This is a genomic window from Holdemania massiliensis AP2, from assembly GCF_000327285.1.
In the GTDB taxonomy this organism is placed as follows: Bacteria; Bacillota_I; Bacilli_A; order Erysipelotrichales; family Erysipelotrichaceae; genus Holdemania; species Holdemania massiliensis.
In genome coordinates, this window is record NZ_HE998568.1 from 540019 (window position 1) to 558058 (window position 18040).

The 18040-nt window shown below is 43.3% G+C and carries 16 protein-coding genes; 4 read left to right on the plus strand and 12 right to left on the minus strand.

The genetic code is table 11. From position 1 onward, the window contains the following. Positions 1–5 precede the first annotated feature (5 nt). From coaD to BN162_RS10410, 8 genes are all read right to left on the minus strand, one after another. Positions 6–512 carry a pantetheine-phosphate adenylyltransferase gene (gene coaD, locus BN162_RS10375; protein WP_020225029.1) on the minus strand — a complete coding sequence of 169 codons (507 nt, stop codon included), beginning with the start codon at positions 510–512 and terminating at the stop codon, positions 6–8. An 11-nt stretch (positions 513–523) separates the two neighbouring features. Further along, the gene (locus BN162_RS10380) at positions 524–2512 is read right to left on the minus strand and encodes a BglG family transcription antiterminator (protein WP_020225030.1); all 1989 of its coding nucleotides are present in this window, start codon (positions 2510–2512) and stop codon (positions 524–526) included. Positions 2513–2622: 110 nt separating this feature from the next. Then, positions 2623–3777, minus strand: a complete 1155-nt coding sequence (locus tag BN162_RS10385; RefSeq protein WP_020225031.1) for a sodium ion-translocating decarboxylase subunit beta — start codon at positions 3775–3777, stop codon at positions 2623–2625. A gap of 14 nt (positions 3778–3791) precedes the next feature. After that, on the minus strand, positions 3792–4157 hold the full coding sequence (locus BN162_RS10390) for a biotin/lipoyl-containing protein (protein ID WP_020225032.1): 366 nt from the start codon (positions 4155–4157) through the stop codon (positions 3792–3794). 9 nt (positions 4158–4166) lie between these two features. Continuing rightward, on the minus strand, positions 4167–4490 hold the full coding sequence (locus BN162_RS10395) for an OadG family protein (RefSeq protein ID WP_020225033.1): 324 nt from the start codon (positions 4488–4490) through the stop codon (positions 4167–4169). Between the two features lie 24 nt (positions 4491–4514). Continuing rightward, the gene (locus tag BN162_RS10400; RefSeq protein ID WP_020225034.1) at positions 4515–5756 is read right to left on the minus strand and encodes an SLC13 family permease; all 1242 of its coding nucleotides are present in this window, start codon (positions 5754–5756) and stop codon (positions 4515–4517) included. A gap of 48 nt (positions 5757–5804) precedes the next feature. Then, entirely contained in the window at positions 5805–7346 is a 1542-nt protein-coding gene (locus tag BN162_RS10405) for an acyl-CoA carboxylase subunit beta (RefSeq protein ID WP_020225035.1), read from the minus strand. Between the two features lie 24 nt (positions 7347–7370). Beyond that, the gene (locus tag BN162_RS10410; protein ID WP_020225036.1) at positions 7371–8561 is read right to left on the minus strand and encodes a CaiB/BaiF CoA transferase family protein; all 1191 of its coding nucleotides are present in this window, start codon (positions 8559–8561) and stop codon (positions 7371–7373) included. 361 nt (positions 8562–8922) lie between these two features. Between BN162_RS10410 and BN162_RS10415 the strand changes: the two genes are divergently transcribed. Both BN162_RS10415 and BN162_RS18380 read left to right on the plus strand, forming a co-directional pair. Continuing rightward, a complete protein-coding gene (locus tag BN162_RS10415) occupies positions 8923–9891 on the plus strand; it encodes a biotin--[acetyl-CoA-carboxylase] ligase (RefSeq protein WP_020225037.1) in 969 nt (322 codons plus the stop codon). Beyond that, positions 9885–10424: a biotin transporter BioY gene (locus tag BN162_RS18380; RefSeq protein WP_081587890.1), complete on the plus strand. Its 540-nt coding sequence runs from the start codon at positions 9885–9887 to the stop codon at positions 10422–10424. Before BN162_RS10415 ends, BN162_RS18380 begins: the two co-directional genes overlap by 7 nt. A gap of 70 nt (positions 10425–10494) precedes the next feature. Here BN162_RS18380 and BN162_RS10420 read toward each other — a convergent pair whose 3' ends face one another. Next, on the minus strand, positions 10495–11067 hold the full coding sequence (locus BN162_RS10420; protein WP_020225038.1) for an ECF transporter S component: 573 nt from the start codon (positions 11065–11067) through the stop codon (positions 10495–10497). Between the two features lie 243 nt (positions 11068–11310). Here BN162_RS10420 and BN162_RS10425 point away from each other — a divergent pair, with 243 nt between their 5' ends. Next, on the plus strand, positions 11311–12924 hold the full coding sequence (locus BN162_RS10425) for a putative manganese-dependent inorganic diphosphatase (protein WP_020225039.1): 1614 nt from the start codon (positions 11311–11313) through the stop codon (positions 12922–12924). Positions 12925–13492: 568 nt separating this feature from the next. Here BN162_RS10425 and BN162_RS10430 read toward each other — a convergent pair. The 3 genes from BN162_RS10430 to BN162_RS10440 all read right to left on the minus strand — a co-directional run bounded on the left by BN162_RS10430 (position 13493) and on the right by BN162_RS10440 (position 16877). Then, a complete protein-coding gene (locus tag BN162_RS10430; RefSeq protein WP_020225040.1) occupies positions 13493–14452 on the minus strand; it encodes a HipA domain-containing protein in 960 nt (319 codons plus the stop codon). Between the two features lie 14 nt (positions 14453–14466). Next, the gene (locus BN162_RS10435; protein ID WP_020225041.1) at positions 14467–14682 is read right to left on the minus strand and encodes a hypothetical protein; all 216 of its coding nucleotides are present in this window, start codon (positions 14680–14682) and stop codon (positions 14467–14469) included. 230 nt (positions 14683–14912) lie between these two features. After that, positions 14913–16877 carry an FAD-dependent oxidoreductase gene (locus BN162_RS10440; protein ID WP_020225042.1) on the minus strand — a complete coding sequence of 655 codons (1965 nt, stop codon included), beginning with the start codon at positions 16875–16877 and terminating at the stop codon, positions 14913–14915. 141 nt (positions 16878–17018) lie between these two features. On the opposite strand from BN162_RS10440, the gene BN162_RS10445 reads away from it, so the two are divergent. Further along, the gene (locus BN162_RS10445) at positions 17019–17897 is read left to right on the plus strand and encodes an AraC family transcriptional regulator (protein WP_020225043.1); all 879 of its coding nucleotides are present in this window, start codon (positions 17019–17021) and stop codon (positions 17895–17897) included. Positions 17898–18040 lie beyond the last annotated feature (143 nt).

Here is an 18040-nt window from a genome sequence, read left to right on the forward strand (position 1 = left end):
AAATGTCAACCCGTCTCACGACGAATTAAATACTTTAAGGATTCAGCTTTGTGCTTAAGCGGAAGCAGAACAGACGGAGGTACAAAATAAGATAATTCCCCATCAAATAAAGCCACTTGTTTTGCCGCTTCACTGTCAATAAACGCATATTCAGGTCTGATGGGCAGAAAGAGCGTTTCAATCTGGTCTTCCAGTACAGCATTGACGGAAGCCTGTTTCAATTCAGATTGCAGGCAGTTCCTTTCAGTTAAGGGTCTGATGATAACCGAAATGTTCATCGCTTTGACGCAGTCAACAATTAAGCCTGTACCTGACTGTATCTGCAGCGTATTGCATTGCGGGAAGTTGTCCCTAATCATCTGTATCCGCTGATCAATCGTAAACCAGTCAGACAACGCTGAATTTTCCATGACTAAAAGCACGACTTCCTCTGCAATTTGGACAGTACGATGAATTAAATCCATATGCATCCATGTTAATGGATCGAAAGCATCAGGGATTACGACTTTCATTTTATCCTCCTTCACACCAGCGAAAGGATGACAGTTTCCATTGTCTGAACAAAATTGTCATAAGTAGGTTCTTGAAGGATCTTCACGATGGCTTCAGGATCGTTGATAAAATGTTCAAATTCCCGATTCAGCTGAAGAATGTCCCGCCTAGACTGCTGTCCAGGACTGAAAATCATCAGGATCTGCACCGATTCTCTAAACCACATCATCGGATGCTCAAAGATACTGACCGCAAAGAAACTTTTAGGCATATAAAAATCCTGAGTAATCATAAAAGCCAAGTTATTGCTTCGCTCAATTGTGCAAGCTCTTTCCCGGCGTAATAAGTCCTTGCCCAAATCCTTTTTCACGCCTAGAACCTGCTGAATTTGCGCTGCCATAAAATGTAACGCCTGTTCAGCGTTGACAGAACTCGGATCAATGAAAAATAATTCAGGATTAAAGAAGGTCTTTAACGTAACCACTTTGAAAAACAAGTTATGATAGTGCTGGGCAATCAGCCGGTCATTATCAAAACCCAAAGCAAAATTCGCTTCCAAAATCGGAATATTTAAATGATTAAACGCTTCTCGGGGCAGATCGGTAATTACATAATCAAAGTCATCATCATGGATCAAATCGATCTGATATTGGGCAAAAGGAACGATCAGACGAGCAAATTGATCAAATCGTTTGAGCACGCCTTCCGCAAGTACAGTTGCGACATCCCGGCCAATGACCGAAACAATGGCAAAACGGCAATCTTTATTGTTATCCGGTTTTATCCGACAAAGTGCTGAATAAAAGACAAAGGCCATATAATTAATTTCATTGGGACTGATATAATTGATTTGAAGTTTTTTGCGGATTACCTCGCAGGCCATAACCGCAAATTCCGTCGATAAAGTGTACTTTTTATGTGTGATGTAGCCAGGAATATAGTCGTTGATTAAATTATGTTTAATGCGGATCAAGGCTGGAATCAAATGCATGGCCAAGCGTTCTTTCAGCAAGCGGTCACGGGAAAATTCAACGATTTGCGTTCGTTCTACCAAGGTATCCACGATTAACTGTGCCATGCGAAAGCCTTCATCAAAAAAAGATTTGACATAGACCTCATCATAAGAAAGAAAATTACGAAAACCCAGCTGAATCACAGCACAGAAGATAAAATCATTTTCACTAAAAAGAATCTTCAAATGGGCCCCGATCACCGTTAAAATCCGTTTGGATACCAAATAAGAAAATGTACTCTGCATGGCATAGCGTTCTTCATGATCCTGAGAATAATCGACATCATAGCCCTTTTTCTTGCGGTTGATCATCACAATTACAGCTAAAACAACCTTTTCAACCCCTTTCATCGAGATTGTGTATTTGTTGTTTTCCTTGAATATTTCCTGAATTTTCTGACGGATATAGTGATAAGAAGCAGGATCCAAATAGACCAGTTCCTTGTAGCTACTGCAGTCATATATGGTATTTCGCATCAGCTGAAAGATTCCGTATTCATTTAGAATACAGCTGCGTTTATGCCGTTCTAAACCAGCTACGATTAAGCCGGCATTGCTTTGCCGCTGCAGTCTCAGATTATAATTATGAAGCAGATGGCGAACCATCTTTAAATCTTCCGTTACTGTAAAACGGCTGATATAGAGTTCTTCAGCCAGATCATTAATCCGAATGACTTCATCGCTGGCAATCAGTCTCTGAATAATATAATGAATCCGCAATTCATTGCTAGAGTAAGGAATCATTGCACTGTAGGCATTGTCAAAAATCGGAATTAACTTTTCCATCTGATCATAACTCAAAGCCGGAAGACTGTATCCAATTCCCTTTTTGGACTGAACGCGGATTCCATAGCTTTCTTCTAAAATCTCCGTCATTTCCTGGATATCCTTACGAATTGTTTTTGGACTGAAACCGGTCACCAAGCTTAATTCTTCACTGCTGACATATTGCGGATGATTGACAAGCTGTGTCAGGATTGACAGCTGCCGGTTCGAGAATGTCGCCATGGTTCTTCCCACCTTCCCCTAGCTTTGTTTATCAGCCTATCATAATCTAATTGTTCTTTTACACCCTTCAAGTAAAAATGAGGCTGGAAAAATTTTCCAGCCTGTTGCGATCAGCCGAAGAACATCAGCAGCAGTCCTGCGGCAACAGCTGAACCGATGACCCCTGCGACATTCGGTCCCATAGCATGCATCAGCAGGAAGTTGCTCGGATTGTATTTCTGGCCTTCCTTTTGAACAACACGCGCTGCCATTGGCACTGCTGAGACTCCCGCAGCTCCAATCAGTGGATTAATCTTGCCCTTAGTCAGCTTGCACATCAGCTTACCAAATAACACACCGCCGGCTGTACCTACAGAGAAGGCAACCAAGCCTAGCACAACGATGGAGATTGTCTGTGTGTTAAGGAAATGTAAAGCATCTGCCTTTGCCCCAACCGTCAGACCGAGAAGAATACTGACGATATACATCAATGAATTGGAGATCGCATCGGTTAAAAACGGAACGACACCAGATTCCTTGATTAAATTGCCCAGCATCAGCATACCGATCAACGCACCAGCTGATGGCAGCAGCAATACTGTAAAAATCGTGACGACAATCGGGAACAGGATTTTTTCCGTTTTGGATACCGGCCGCAGCTGTACCATTTTGATTTGCCGTTCTTCTTTGGTTGTCAGCAGCTTCATAATCGGAGGCTGAATGATCGGCACCAACGCCATATAAGAATAAGCGGCAATGGCAATGGAACCCAGCAGATGCGGCGCTAGTTTTCCTGTTAAATACAAGGCTGTCGGGCCATCTGCACCGCCGATAATCCCGATTGAAGCCGCCTCTGGTCCGGTAAAGCCCAGAAGAATTGCACCGATAAAGGTGAAGAAAATACCTAACTGAGCCGCTGCTCCCAACAATAAGCTTTTGGGATTAGCAATTAAAGGTCCAAAATCAGTTGACGCACCGATGCACAGAAAGATCAACGGCGGATAAATCCCCAATTCTGTTCCTGTATATAGAAGGCGCAGCAAACCGCCCTCTTCCATTAGTCCAGCTAAAGGCAGATTGACCAGCAGCATACCGAAAGCAATTGGAATCAGAAGATAGGGCTCGTAGCCTTTCCAAATTGCCAGATACAGAAAGATACAGGCAATGATGATCATGATCAGATGGCCGGGAAGCATGAGCTGGAGTCCAAAAAGTTCCAACGGCATCATTTCAAAAATCATAGAGAACCCGGTGCTTTCCCAGAAACTAGTCAGTAATTCAAGCATAGGTTACCCTCCTTTTATTTGAGTGAGATCAAAATGTCTCCTGTAGCGGCTTTCGTCCCCTTAGCGACATGAATCTTCGCAATAACACCGTCCTGCGGTGCAACAATTTCATTTTCCATTTTCATAGCTTCTAAAATGCAGAGTACATCGCCCGCTTTGACGCTTTGCCCTTCTGTTACTTTGATCTGCAGAATGGTTCCCGGCATTGGGGCTCTGACTTCATTGCTGCCGGCTCTTACTGGAGCCGCTGGCTTTTTGACAGGCGCCGCAGCCGGAGCTGAAGCTGGAGTCGGGCGGGAGACTGCGGCAGCTGTGCTTCCAATTTCCTCAACCTCGACCTCGTAGGTCTTTCCCTCAACAGTAATATTGAATTTTTTCATACATCCTCCTTATTTAACCGCTCGCAGGCGGGCTGCCTGCGTCCAAGTGGATTCACTTGGTTTGGCAACGGCAATCTTTCTGATGACAAGCTTATCGGCACCCTCCATACAAGCGACGGCAGCCGTAATTACAGCCAACGGAAGCGGCGCTTCTTCAGGAGTTTCCACTTTTTCAGCAGCCGGCTTAAAATCCGGTGTTTCTTTCTTTCTGTTAATCAGTCTGGCCATCACCGTAATTAATTCACTGATCAGAAATAAGGCCAGAAAGACAAGGCAAATACTGAAAACAGTGACAATCGCAGATTGGGTCAGAGAAACTTCATTTCCATACATCACTGGATCCTCCTTTGTGAACAATCAGAAAATGTTATACAATCCCAGGAAAGCGAACAGGGCACAAAGCGGAATAGCACTGAAGCCTAAGATCATTAACTGGGTAAACATTGTTTCTTTGTTGGTTTCTTCATTCGCACTGGCTAAACTCATCGCTCCCAGCGTGGATAAAGGACTCAACGTGACGCAGTGCGCTCCGATTACAATCGCTGACAACAAGGCCGTTGCCGATAACGTTCCGCCCATTTGTTCGATAATCCCTGGAATTGTCGGAATCAGCGTTGGCATAACCACGCCGGAGGCACTGGAAACAGAAGACATCAATCCCGACATCGCAATCAAAATTGGTCCACCAGTACTGCGTGTCATCACACTGCCCAAAGCTGTTGAAAGCATATCAATGCCGCCGGCCACTTTTACTACATTCACTAAAACCGCCATGCCACAGACCAAGAGGATCGTTGACCACGATATTCCTGCGATAGCCTTGTTCTGATCGGCAACTCCCAACAGCAGTAAAATGCCGCCGCCGCAGAAAGCCGTCAATCCCGTATCTGTTTTTAAGAACACAATACTGAGGATAACACAGGCGATTCCTATCAACGTGATAATCTGCTTTTGATCTAATTTAACCTTGTTTTCTTCCGTATCTTCTAAAGGCTGCTTCTTTAGCTTGTATCCTTTAAAGATAATGTAATACAGCACAAATTGGATGGTGCTGGTCAACATGCAATTAAGCATGACCGGCGTATAATTTGCTACGCCCACTTCCTGGCCTAAATTATAGGCGATTAAGCCGGAAGCAGTAATCGGTGCTAAGCCGCCGGCTAAGCAGCCTGTCATGACCGAACAGGCGGTTAAAATATCCGGAATTCCTGCTTTTTTGCCTGCCGGCATGGCCAGCGGCGCAATGATCGCGGTCATGACTACCGGTCCCGGTCCCAGGGCAGACAGAACAGCGCCTAAAATAAAGAATAACAACGGAATAACTTTGGTATTGCCGCGAGCCATTTTTACAATTGTCAGAGCAATCATTTCCATCGTCTTATTCACTTTGGCAATACTGAATAAGAAAGTCATTCCCATCAGTGTGAAAATTAGGGATGTTGGAAAACCAGCAATGATTTCCTTGCCTGACATCTTGACCAGAAACAATCCGGCGAAGAAGGCTACAGCTAAGGCTACCAGTCCTGTATTAATCTTGCGGAAATATCCGATCGCGATAGTCAGCACCAACAAAATGAGTGTGATAACCTCAATACTCATTAAATTCATCTCCTTTACTTGGTTTGAAGAAAGTGGGGAAACTCCGCTTTACAGCGGAATATTCCCATGCTTTTTGGCAGGATATGTCGTTTTTTTAGATTGCAGGACGTCGAAAGCATTGATGATGCGGCGGCGAGTTTCCGCCGGTTCGATAACGTCATCAATATATCCTCTGGCAGCCGCCACATACGGATTGGCAACCGTATCTTCATATTCTTTAATTTTTTCCGTTCGCATGGCTGTTGGATCTTCAGCCGCTTTAATCTCTTTGCGGAAGACGATATTGGCTGCGCCGCTAGCACCCATAACCGCAATCTGCGCACTTGGCCAAGCATAGACAAAGTCCGCACCCATCTCTTTCGAGCACATCGCAATATAGGAACCGCCAAAAGCTTTTCTCAAAATGACAGTAACCTTAGGCACCGAGGCTTCAGAATAGGCATACAGCATCTTTGCTCCATGACGAATAATTCCTCCATATTCCTGCTCGGATCCTGGAAGGAAGCCTGGCACATCCTGTAATGTTAGAATTGGGACATTGAAAGCATCACACGTTCGGATAAACCGGGCTCCTTTATCGGAAGCATTGATGTCCAGCGATCCACCGTTGACTTTCGGCTGATTGGCAATAACCCCAACACTTTTCCCGTTCAAACGAATAAAGCCGGTGATGATGTTTTGAGCATACAGAGGCATAATCTCCAACAATTCGCCATGATCCGCCAACGTCGTGATTACTTCTTTCATATCGTAAGCTTTGTTGACAGAATCCGGCAAAATTGTGTTGAGCTGCGGATCAATTCGATTCATATCTTCCGAACATGCCAACTGTGGCGCAGTTTCCATGTTGTTCTGCGGCAGATAGCTCAATAAAGAACGAATCCGTTGGAAGCATTCTTCTTCAGTTGAATCAATCGAATGTGCAACGCCGCTCACAGAATTATGCGTATAGGCTCCGCCCAGGGTTTCCTGCGGAATGTCTTCTCCCGTTACCGTTTTAATGACTTCCGGACCGGTGATAAACATCTTGCTGACTTGGTCTACCATCAGGATAAAATCAGTCAGCGCCGGTGAATAGACCGCCCCGCCTGCACAGGGACCCAGGATCACTGAAATCTGCGGAATCACACCGGATCCGGCAACATTGTTATAAAAGATCTTGGCATAACCGGAAAGGGCATCCACGCCCTCCTGAACGCGGGCTCCGCCGGAATCATTGATTCCAATAATCGGCGCCCCTGTCTTCAACGCCATTTCCTGAACTTTGACAATTTTCTGGGCATGCATCTCACCCAGGGAGCCGCCCAGGACAGTAAAGTCCTGAGCGTAAATATAAACTAACCGGTGGTTGATCGTTCCGTAACCCGTGACAACACCTTCTCCAGGTACAGATGTCTTTTCCATCCCGAAATTCGTGCATCGGTGGGCAACAAAAGCATCCAACTCGACAAAACTGCCTGGATCCAGCAGCTTGACAATGCGTTCCCGAGCCGTCAGCTTACCATTGGCATGCTGCTTCGCGACCCCTTTTTCACCGCCTCCCGCTTCAATAACAGCGCGTTTTTGCTGCATTTGTTCAATTTTATTCATGCGTATTCTTCCTTTCAGAAATACTCATTCCAAAATTCCGCTAGCCAGAATTGCCGCGATTTCATCTTCATTCTTTCCTAAGAATTCACGCAGCACTTCATCGGTATTTTCACCCACGGTCGGTGCCGGTGTCCGCAAGCCGCCTTGGCTGTGCGACATTTTGATCGGTGTATTTGCCATTTTAAACGGCCCTACCTTCGGATGATTGGCTTCAATAATCATGTCACGTGCCAAAATCTGTTCGTTATTAACGACTTTATCAATGGTATTGACAAAGGTTACTGGTACATTGGCTGCAACAAGCTGTTCGTACCATTCATCGGATGTCCGGCTCTTCATAATTTCATCCATGATCGGTTTCAGTTCTGCATAATTTGCGGTTCGTAGTGGATTGGTCGCAAAGCGCGGATCCTCAAACAGTTCCATGCGTCCTGCTGTTTTTAAGAACTTTTCCCACAGGCCATTGTTGCCAACTGAAATCATCACTTTCTCTCCATTGGAACATTCAAAATCCTCAAATGGTGTTACAGATGGATGGCGATTGCCTTTAGGTTGAGGGATTTCCCCGCTGACACAATAGCGAGCTATCGCATTTTCCAATATGGCAACCTGGCAATCCAGCATGGCTACATCGACCTTTTGACCTTTGCCTGTCTTTTGTTTTTCAACAATCGCGATTAAAGCCCCAATGGCTGAAAACAAGCCTGCGGTAATATCACCGATCGACGCTCCGACTCGGGTATATTGGCCAGGGCCCGCACCCGTAATCGACATAATCCCACCCATCGCCTGAACGATGGCATCGTAAGCCGGACGTTTTGAGTATGGACCTGTATGTCCGAAGCCGGAACAAGCTACATAAATGATCTCAGGATTGATCTTTTTCAGATCTTCATATCCCATTCCCAATTTTTCCATCGTTCCAGGTTTAAAGTTTTCAACAACAACATCTGCTTTGGCAATCATCTCTCTTACTAAATCACAGCCCTCAGGGGTTCGTGTATTGACGGAGATACTCTTTTTGTTGCGGTTGATGCTCATATAATAAGCACTTTCCCCATTGACATAAGGTCCGAAGGCGCGGGAATCATCCCCTGTCTTCGGTGTTTCAATCTTGATGACTTCCGCACCGAAATCCGCAAGGATCATCGTGCAATAAGGTCCTGACAATACACGTGTCAAGTCGACGATCTTAATTCCTTCCAGTGGTAACATATCAATCTTCCTCCTTGGGAAGCGGCTCACCGCTGTCTTATCCGCGCGCTATAAGTTGATTCAGGGTGCCTCTTCCTATGGTTTCATTGTAACAATCTCCTATTTTTATCAATATAATTAAAAAAGCCTTTGTCCAAGGCCATTTGTAAACAATAAATTATTTTTTTCAGAACTTAATTCAGGCGGAAAAGATCGTTTTCTTATTGTCATGAGCCTTGAATTCCGTTGATCAAAGGCATTCTTACCTTTTTTTTCACATATCAAATAAAAGCGCTTACATTCTGATTGTTGCAGCTTTGTTGTTTTTCTTGTTTACAATCTTTTTCCACGTTATCATGAAACCAGAAAATGAGGTGTAATGATGACAGAACGATTAATTCGGACCTTAGAAATTCATCTTGGAAAATGGGTGTCGGGGGAAACGATGGCTAAACAATGCGGTTGTTCCCGGACTTGCATCAGCCGTCAAATTCAAAAGCTACGATTAGAAGGGTATCCAATTGAGGCCTCAACGCGCAAAGGATATCGCCTGTTACGTAATTGGGATGCTTTGAGTATTCATCATATTGAAAAGAATCTCAAAGCACAGACAATCACTCAAATTCATCTGCTAGATCAGACCGATTCAACGAATCGGCAATGCAAAATCTTCGCAAGGCAAAAAGCCCCTGAAGGAACTTTGGTTTTAACTGAAGCACAGACTTCCGGAAGTGGACGACGAGAACGTAGTTTCTTCTCCCCTGCACACAAAGGAATCTATATGAGTTTGCTTCTGCGCCCAGCCTGTACCGTTCAAGACGCTACTCTGATTACTTCTGCGGCTGCCGTTGCTTTGTGTCACGTTCTGCGCCAGAATTATAATTTACAGCCTTCGATTAAGTGGGTGAACGATGTTTTGCTTCAAGGCAAGAAAATCGCAGGGATTTTAACTGAAGCTGAACTCGAAATGGAAGCGAATCATGTTAGCTATGTTATCTTAGGTCTGGGATTGAACGTCCACGAAAAACAGGAAGAGTTCCCCGAAGCCTTGCAGTCCATAGCGACCTCGCTGACTGCGGTTGCGCCTTTGGCGTATGATCGTAACTTTTTAATATCTTCCTTTATCAATGAATTCTTCGATCTCTACCGCGGTTTAGGCAAACGCAGTTTCATGCCGCAGTACCGGCATTATTCCTGTTGTCTAGATCGCAAAATCCAGGTTTTCCCCTTCTATGGAACACCTTATCCCGCTTATGTTAAGGGGATAAATGATCAGGCCGAGCTGATGATTGAGAAAGAGGATGGCAGTTCCTGCCTGCTGAACAGCGGCGAGGTCAGCATCCGATGTTAAAAACGCAAAAGCTTGCCCGTTGCGGCTTGCTGCTTGCGTTGTTATGCCTGAGCAGTCAATTAAAGATTCCCCTTCCAGGCGTACCGATTTCCCTGCAATGGACCATGGTTGTCCTGATTGCTTTTCTGCTTTCTTGGAAAGAAGCAATGCTGACCGTCAGTCTTTATGTTGTTTTGGGTTTAATGGGTCTGCCTGTTTTTACCGGCGGTGGTGGACTGGGTTATCTGTTAAGTCCTACATTTGGTTATTTATTAGGCTTTATTCCAGCCTCTGGTCTATGCAGTTTGCTTTATCACAGATTGCCCCGGCATACTTTACTTAGGGATTTGTTTTGTGGACTTTGTGGTATGGTTGTGTTATACGGTCTTGCCCTTCCCTATCTCGCCTGTCTATTTTCATGGGTACTGCAAGCCCCCCGTTCTTTATCAACTTTGCTCAGTGTCTATTTTCTCACCTTTGTTCCTTCGGATTTAGCTGGCATCGCTTTAGCCTCGATCCTTGCTCACCGTTTACCAACCTCATTCTTTCAGTAAAAAAGCTCAGGTATTCACGATCATCAAATCGCAATACCCAAGCTCTACATTGAAGTCTTCACAACCATGTTTAACGAACTTGCTTCTTCAGCAGTCCATAAGCCATTGAGGCGATCACTCCGCCCACAATCCCTTCAATCAATGCCACACCGATAAATCCAAAAACAAAGGCGGTAATTCCCATCCCTGAAGTCACTAAACCGAGTTCACTTAGTTTTGAAAAATGCACAAGATACAGAGCACTCATTACCATAACTGTATGGATTAGAGTCGCACCTATACACCACAAAATTTGAATACTTTTCTTTGGATTCCCTTTGAGCAGTGGTTTGCCTAAACCGGCAATAACCCCAAATAAAATTCGTGGAAGCACAGAAACAAGGGGATGCACAAACAATACATCCGTTACTGCCGCGGGACGTATCATCGCAATCATCATGCTGGAAATTCCAAACGTGAGTCCTGTCAAGGCTCCGCCTTTGACTCCGAATAAAAGACCCGCAATCAATACAGGAATGTGAATCAGCGTTACGGAGATAGGTCCGATTGAAATGTATCCCAGATAAGGAACCCATGCCATCACCAACACCATAGCCATGAGCAATCCTAACTGGGTCATTTCTTTTACTGTCAACGATTTCATTTTGTTCGCCTCACTCTGCTCTCAAATACACCAGACAAATGTATATTATCTCTGTCTTTCACTATAGCATAACAAGCAGTTAAAGCCTGCTTTTTCTTTACCTTCACTTTAAGGTAAAATGAATTCAAACATGTAAATCTGCCTTAATATAGGCAGATTTCCTAATTCTTCAGACATTCGTCATATTCAACATCTTGTATTTCTATGGAAACTTCGCTATGATGAATTCAGTGAGGATAAGCTATGGATAAACCTATTTATGTGATCGGTCATAAAAACCCGGATGCTGACTCGATCTGTTCGGCAATCGCTTACTCAGCGCTGAAAAATCAGCTGGGGATGCATACACTGCCCTGCCGGCTCAGCGCAATTAATAAGGAGACCTTATACATTCTGGAGCGTTTCCACCTGCCCGTTCCGATGCTTTTGACCAGTGCCAAATGCACCTTGGCTGAAATCGACATGGATGAAGCCATGCTTTTAAGCAAGGATACAACGATGAAAGAAGCCCTGGATGCGATTTTATCGCGCAAGAATAAAGGCATCTTTATCGTGGATTCCAAGCATCATCTGGAAGGCATTGTCTCTGTTTCTGACTTAACAAACCTGTGGACTGCGGATGAAGAAGCACTGCAGGATTTGATGAGCCGTGTTCCTTTAGCCAACATTATCAAAACGACGAAAGCTTCGCTTTTGCATCAGGCACCATTTCATCCGAATGGCAAAGTTCATCTTATGCCTTCTTTAGGTCAGAACAGCACGATTGAAGCAGGAACGATTGTCATCGTCGGCAACAACCCTGAAGTGCAGCGCTCCGCCATTCGCCAGAAGGCTTCCTTGATTTTAATCTGCGGCGAAAACTGGGTCGATTCTATTACTTTGGAAATGGCTAGGGAAGAAGAGGTGTCGATCCTGCACACGCCGCTCAGCGCGATTACGGTGGCCCACAGTATCTTCCAAAGTCCCAGTGTCGCTGAAGTCATGACCTCCGCCGTCGTTGTTTTCCGCACTAGTGAAACGGTAGACGGCGCCAGCCAGCGAATTGCCAAGACCCGGTTCCGCACCTATCCGGTTGTCAATGAGAAAGAAGAAGTCATCGGCGCCATCTCGCGTTATCATCTGTTTAATTACCGCAAGAAACAGCTGATTCTCGTCGATCATAACGAAAAAGAGCAGAGTATTCATGATCTGGAATTCGCGGAAATCATTGAAATCGTCGATCATCACCGCCTCGGCGGAATTGAAACGCAAAGTCCGATCTCCTTCGTCAATCAGATCGTCGGATCTACCTGTACGATTGTCGCCGGATTGTATGAGCAGCATCAGGTCGAAATGCCGCCGGCGATCGCTGGTGTATTGTTGTCCGGTCTGCTTTCGGATACGATGAATCTGAAATCACCAACAACCACCGATGTGGATCGTGTGATGGCAGCGAAGTTATCCCAGATTTCAGGAGTTGAGGCTCAGACTTTAGCCGAGGAATTAGTGGGCACTTCAGACTCCCTGATGAACAAGTCGTTTCAGGAATTGATGTATGAAGATTTCAAAGAGTATCGTGTTCAGGACAGCAAAGTCGCAATCGGTCAGGTTGTCTGCCGCTGTGCCGCAGAATACCAGAAAGTCAAACCGGAGTTTTTAGCTTATCTGGAAGATCAGAATCTGCAGCTCCATTATGATTTACTCCTGATTCTATTTACCGATCCGAAAGGATCCGGGTCGCATTTCCTGTATACCGGAAAGAAGAGCTGGGTCGTTGAAGAAGGCTTCAAAACGGTCTTAACCGATAGTTTTGCCCCGGGCTTCATCTCGCGAAAGAAACAGGTGCTGCCTGTGGTGATTGATACGCTGAATAAATAAACAGCTTATTGCCAAATTAATAGGATTTCTCTGAAACAGACAACCAGATTCATACGTTGGACGGTAAAAGAGAGATCTTTTTTAATAGAAACAACTTTCGGCGCTTTAAAATTGCATAGGGTTAGGTGGATCTTTAAAATTGTGTAGGGTGCCTATCAATCGTTAATATTATTGTTGCTTATAACTATATTAAAATATGTATTTAATTTATGTTATTCATTCATCTATACGTTTGCTCTGAAATTTTGCCCTCTGTCAGAAAAACTGGCCGAATCACAACCCTATAAGGGTCTGACGCTGCGGAAACCTAAAGGTTTATTGAGGATCTGACAGGTAACCTTGCCCTAACTAGCGCCCTTAGCGCTTTTTATTTCTTGTTTGTTTTTACTGGCTCTCCATAGCAAGGGGTTTTCCTTATCCAACAAGTGGTAGTCGCAAAATTTGCGACTACCACTGTTCATGGGACTATATCTGGAAAAACTCAGACACATATGACTGAATATTACAATCTGGATGCTATTATTTCGGTTGGTTATCGAGTGAAATCAAATAAACTATATTTCACGTTCTAGATTATATCCCCAGCTTGTTTATCTGCGCACTTCTCATAAGCTGGAATTAACACTTCATTTAATCTGAACTTCAATCCTTTTATGTAAAACTCTTTTCTTAATGGACTCATTACAGATATCCCTTGATATTCTAAGGGAATCTCTTGTATATAGTTACATATTTCTTCGATTTTTTCTCTCAAATTAGGAACGACTCGCTGCAAAGCTTTTTTTAAGTCTGGTAAATCTTGATTAATTAAGTCTTCATAATGCATTAACTTTCCATTTAGTAAATACCCTGAACTAATATTCATCGTTGTACTTTGCTTTAATCGAATAGGGTCACTTAGAATTCGTTGTATTTGCTGATCTGAAAGTTTATTTGAGAATGCTGCGCCATTATCATAAATAGGAGCCAATTGAAGATTCTTCGATGCAGCGATGAGAATTCCCCAGTTTCCGCTATTCCTGTCATTATTGTTTATAAAGCCATCGATAACAACGCAATCCCAAAAGCGTTTTTTTATCTCAGGTAATTGAACTAAAACAGGATTGTAATCTAAATGAATCATCACAGCTTGTAAATTCGTCGCATGCATTCCCGAATCTGATTCCGATATTGATCGATCTAATTGTTCTTCTAAGTCTTTATTATAGGCATTTTTTAACTCCCGATATTCTAGTAAGCGATGATTCTTATCTGTAAAATCTTTACAAGCCACAACGAGCTTAGAGTCTTTAATACCTAATAGAGTCTGATGCACATCATATCCAAGGATCTCGTAAACATGACTGCCACAATATTCCGATAAGGCCGTGGTATAGGAAGTATCAATTCTTCGCATTCCCTTAGTTGATTTCGGAAACTTCAAAAACCATGGTTCTCCTTGGTACAAAATTCCTAACTTACTTCCAGCTGCGCCACCATAAAATCGTAAAGTTGTTTCGCATGCATTGAAATCAATGATCTTTTGCATCTATCCCTGACCTCCTAACTGTATTTTTGTATTAGCAGCTCTCTCTGCTCTGCGGTCAACACTTCTTCATAGACATAATCCTTTGTCAAATTCTCTAATAGTTCACTTCTATCAAAGTAGAAATAATCATCCTCTTCTTGATCATATTTTTCTAATTCGCTTATAATCTGTTGAATCGGATTAGGAATGGGGAAATCAATTATGATGCTATCGTCAATCCACTTAGACATACCTAATACCTCCTTCCTCGATCTTTATTATCTATATTATACACGATGTTAAAATCATATACGATTAAATTCCTTAGTAAATTCCATGACGGATAAAAGCAAATATGACACTGCTCAAGTTGCTTATTATTTTCAATAGCACAAAAAATGATATAAAAAAGCCGGACTTATTGGCACTTGTCAACAAATCCGGCAATGGTTTAAACAACGTATTGATTTAGTCTTCCCCTTTATTGCAGAGCGTTTTCCACCGCCTGTTTAATCGCATTGGAAGTGATTGTGGCGTTGCTGATGGCATCCACTTTACTGGATTGAGCTTCAATGATCTTTTCTGGCATTTGCTGGATTGCCGGATCACTGATTCCTGATGACTCCTGATGCTCAACAATATTAATTTCGGTAATTTCACCACCACTGACTGTAACGCTGACCTTTACAGCTGCATTCATACCATCGGCAGTTCCTTCATATACACCATCGGTTAAATCTTTAAAATCAACTCCAGAAACGGCAGCTGTATCCTTTTCAAAGAGAGAAAGATCGAACATATCCGGAGCAGGCTTAACTTCGTAGCCTTCTTCCATTGGCAGATTCATGATGTTTCTTCCTGTAATTCGTCCCCACGTTACAGCACCATTCATGCCAACGCCCGGGGCAATGGTTTTTCCCCACATTTGACCCACGACTTCGCCGCCGGCATATAAACCTGGGATAACTGTTCCTTCAGCTGTCGTAACCTGGTTTTTATCGTTGACCAAAATACCACCTCGCGAAGAAAGAACAATCGGCTGAAGCTTCAGTGCATAGAAACGATCACCTTCAATTTTATTAATCGCTTCAACACGGTTTTCATTCGGTTTCACTTCAAACTCACGTCCGAATTGATCAGGAACCCCTGCCTCTACAGCCTTGTTGTAATCTTCAACAGTTTGAACAAAGGTTTCCACTGGAATTTGAAGTTTTTCTGCCAACTCTTCCAACGTATTTGCTTCCACTAAACGAGAACGATAAATTCCACCTTCCTTAAAGGAATCATAAGCACCACGTAACGTACCCTGGGTATCTTCCAGAATTTTATCTGTAAAAATCTCAAACATGTAGCTTTCCGGCTGAGCTTTCAGACCCGCATTGCGGACTTCATCATCCCAAGCACATTCATTGATAAAGCGTTCTCCCAGAATATTAACCAGAATACCTCCGGTATAATAAGTGCCGGTCGAACCATTGACACCTTGCGTCGTTGAACCTTCATTGACCATCCCTTTTGGATACGTTTCAATCCAGCTCATGGCTTCTTCTGTAATTCCGGCGCCGACTTCCTGCATCATTCGCAATCCATAACCATCATCGCTGGAAAGGGACGCCGAAATCAAATTATGCAGATCCGTAGAATATGCCTCAAATAATTTAGGGTTTGCTGCATAGCCGCCGGTGCTCATAATCACTCCGTAATTAGAATGAAACTGATAAGTCTTGCCATCGGTTCCGACACCTTCTGCCCCGCAAACCTGACCTTTTTCATTGGTGATCAGTTTTGTACCCGCCACTGAAGTAAATACTTGGATTTTATCTTGTTTCTCTAATTCTTTTAGCATGACTTCAATAACCGGATTGGCTAATTTTGAATCTTCCTTCGGCATCGGAACATACGTCCGGTTATATTCATACGGCATATGTCCAGGATTAACAATGACCTTATTGCCATCTTTATCCGTCATAAATGGATAGTCCTTCACACCCATTTCATACACCCATTCCCAAGCTTCTGTTGCATTTTCTGCATAGCTTTTAACCAAGTACTCAATCGGATGTCCGCCATTGGAGTTTCCAAATTTCAAAATTTCTTTTTCATAGCGTTCAACTGTATCCTCAGTTAAACCTTGTTCGATTTGCAGAGTGGTATTGGCCGCTGAAAACTGACCGGTTTTCATTCGCATAAAGCCGCCAAGTTCAGGAAGCTTTTCTACCAAAATGACGCTCTCCGCACCATTTTCCACGGCAGTCAATGCAGCGCTGATTCCTGTTCCGCCACCACCAACAATGACCACATCCGCTTTCTCTACAACATCAAACTGCGTCTTTGGTGAAACATCTGGTTGATCTGTTTTGGGTTGAGCTGCACAGCCGCTGATCAGCGTACTTACTAAGAAAGCACACAGCAGGGCTGCCGTCGATTTCATCCCTGTTTTTTTCATCTTTCTTTCCTCCTGTTTCTACGATATACTATTTGGTAGTAAATTCACATATCATATTCATTTCTTTTTTGTGATTATCATGCTAAGGCTGTCAAGAAAACCTTCCATGTTAGAAGCACAAAAATGACAAAGGAGGAAGCGATGGATACATCTAAACGGCTCAATCAGTTCCGCATTCAGAAAGATCCAATTTCTGCCTATCTTGATCAATTTCGATTGGATATTGATTATTTTACTAACTGGCCGAATCAGAGTGGAAAAACGCTTAAGAACATTATTGGAACGCATATTAAAATTATTCTTGTCGAACGGGGAAACTGCGAAATCATGATTCAAGATACAAAATATAAGCTAAGCGGAGGAGACTGCCTAATCATTCCGCCGTATACGATATATAACGCAGTAACAGGAAACGAACCAATTAATTCTTATGAAATATTCTTTAACGTATATCCAATAACTCGAGAACAAGAATTTTTATCTAGGATGAAAATTGAAGGAACCTTGGTTTTTACCCATTTAATTACAGGGATTGAATGGAAAAGCTTCAGCCATTGTTATGCCAGCCTGCAGTCGAAGCAAGATGGCTGTTACGCTCAATTGAAAGCAAGCTTAACAATGCTGCTGATTAAGATCCTGCGCCGGCAGCCTTTGGCTATCATGGATCCCCAAGGTCGTGTAAAAGAGCAGGCGGTTGTCGACAAGCTATTTCTTTATCTGAACGAACATCTTGATGAACCTGTTCAGGTCGGTCAACTTTGTTCTTATCTTGCTTTATCCCAGAGTCATCTTTATCGTTGCTGCCGAAACGTTATGAATTGTTCTACAAATCAACTGATTATCCGTTATAAATTATCCCGAGCAAAGCAATTATTAAAAGATCCGGAATTGTCAATCCAGCAAATAGCAGCGATGATTGGTTATGAGTCATTTTACTTCAGCAGTCAATTCAAAAGAAATTTTCTGCTTTCTCCTACGCAATATCGCGAAAAGCTTTGTGTTTGCCGACGCGATCAGTGATATAAAATATTTCAGCAAGCAGCATACACAAACCAATTCAAAAGGCGAACAGAATTTTTCGTGATCTTATCTATGTCCTTTACTTAGATTCATCCATTCTTTATTTTTGCCTAATTAGCAGAAATAAGAATCTCGAAGAAATA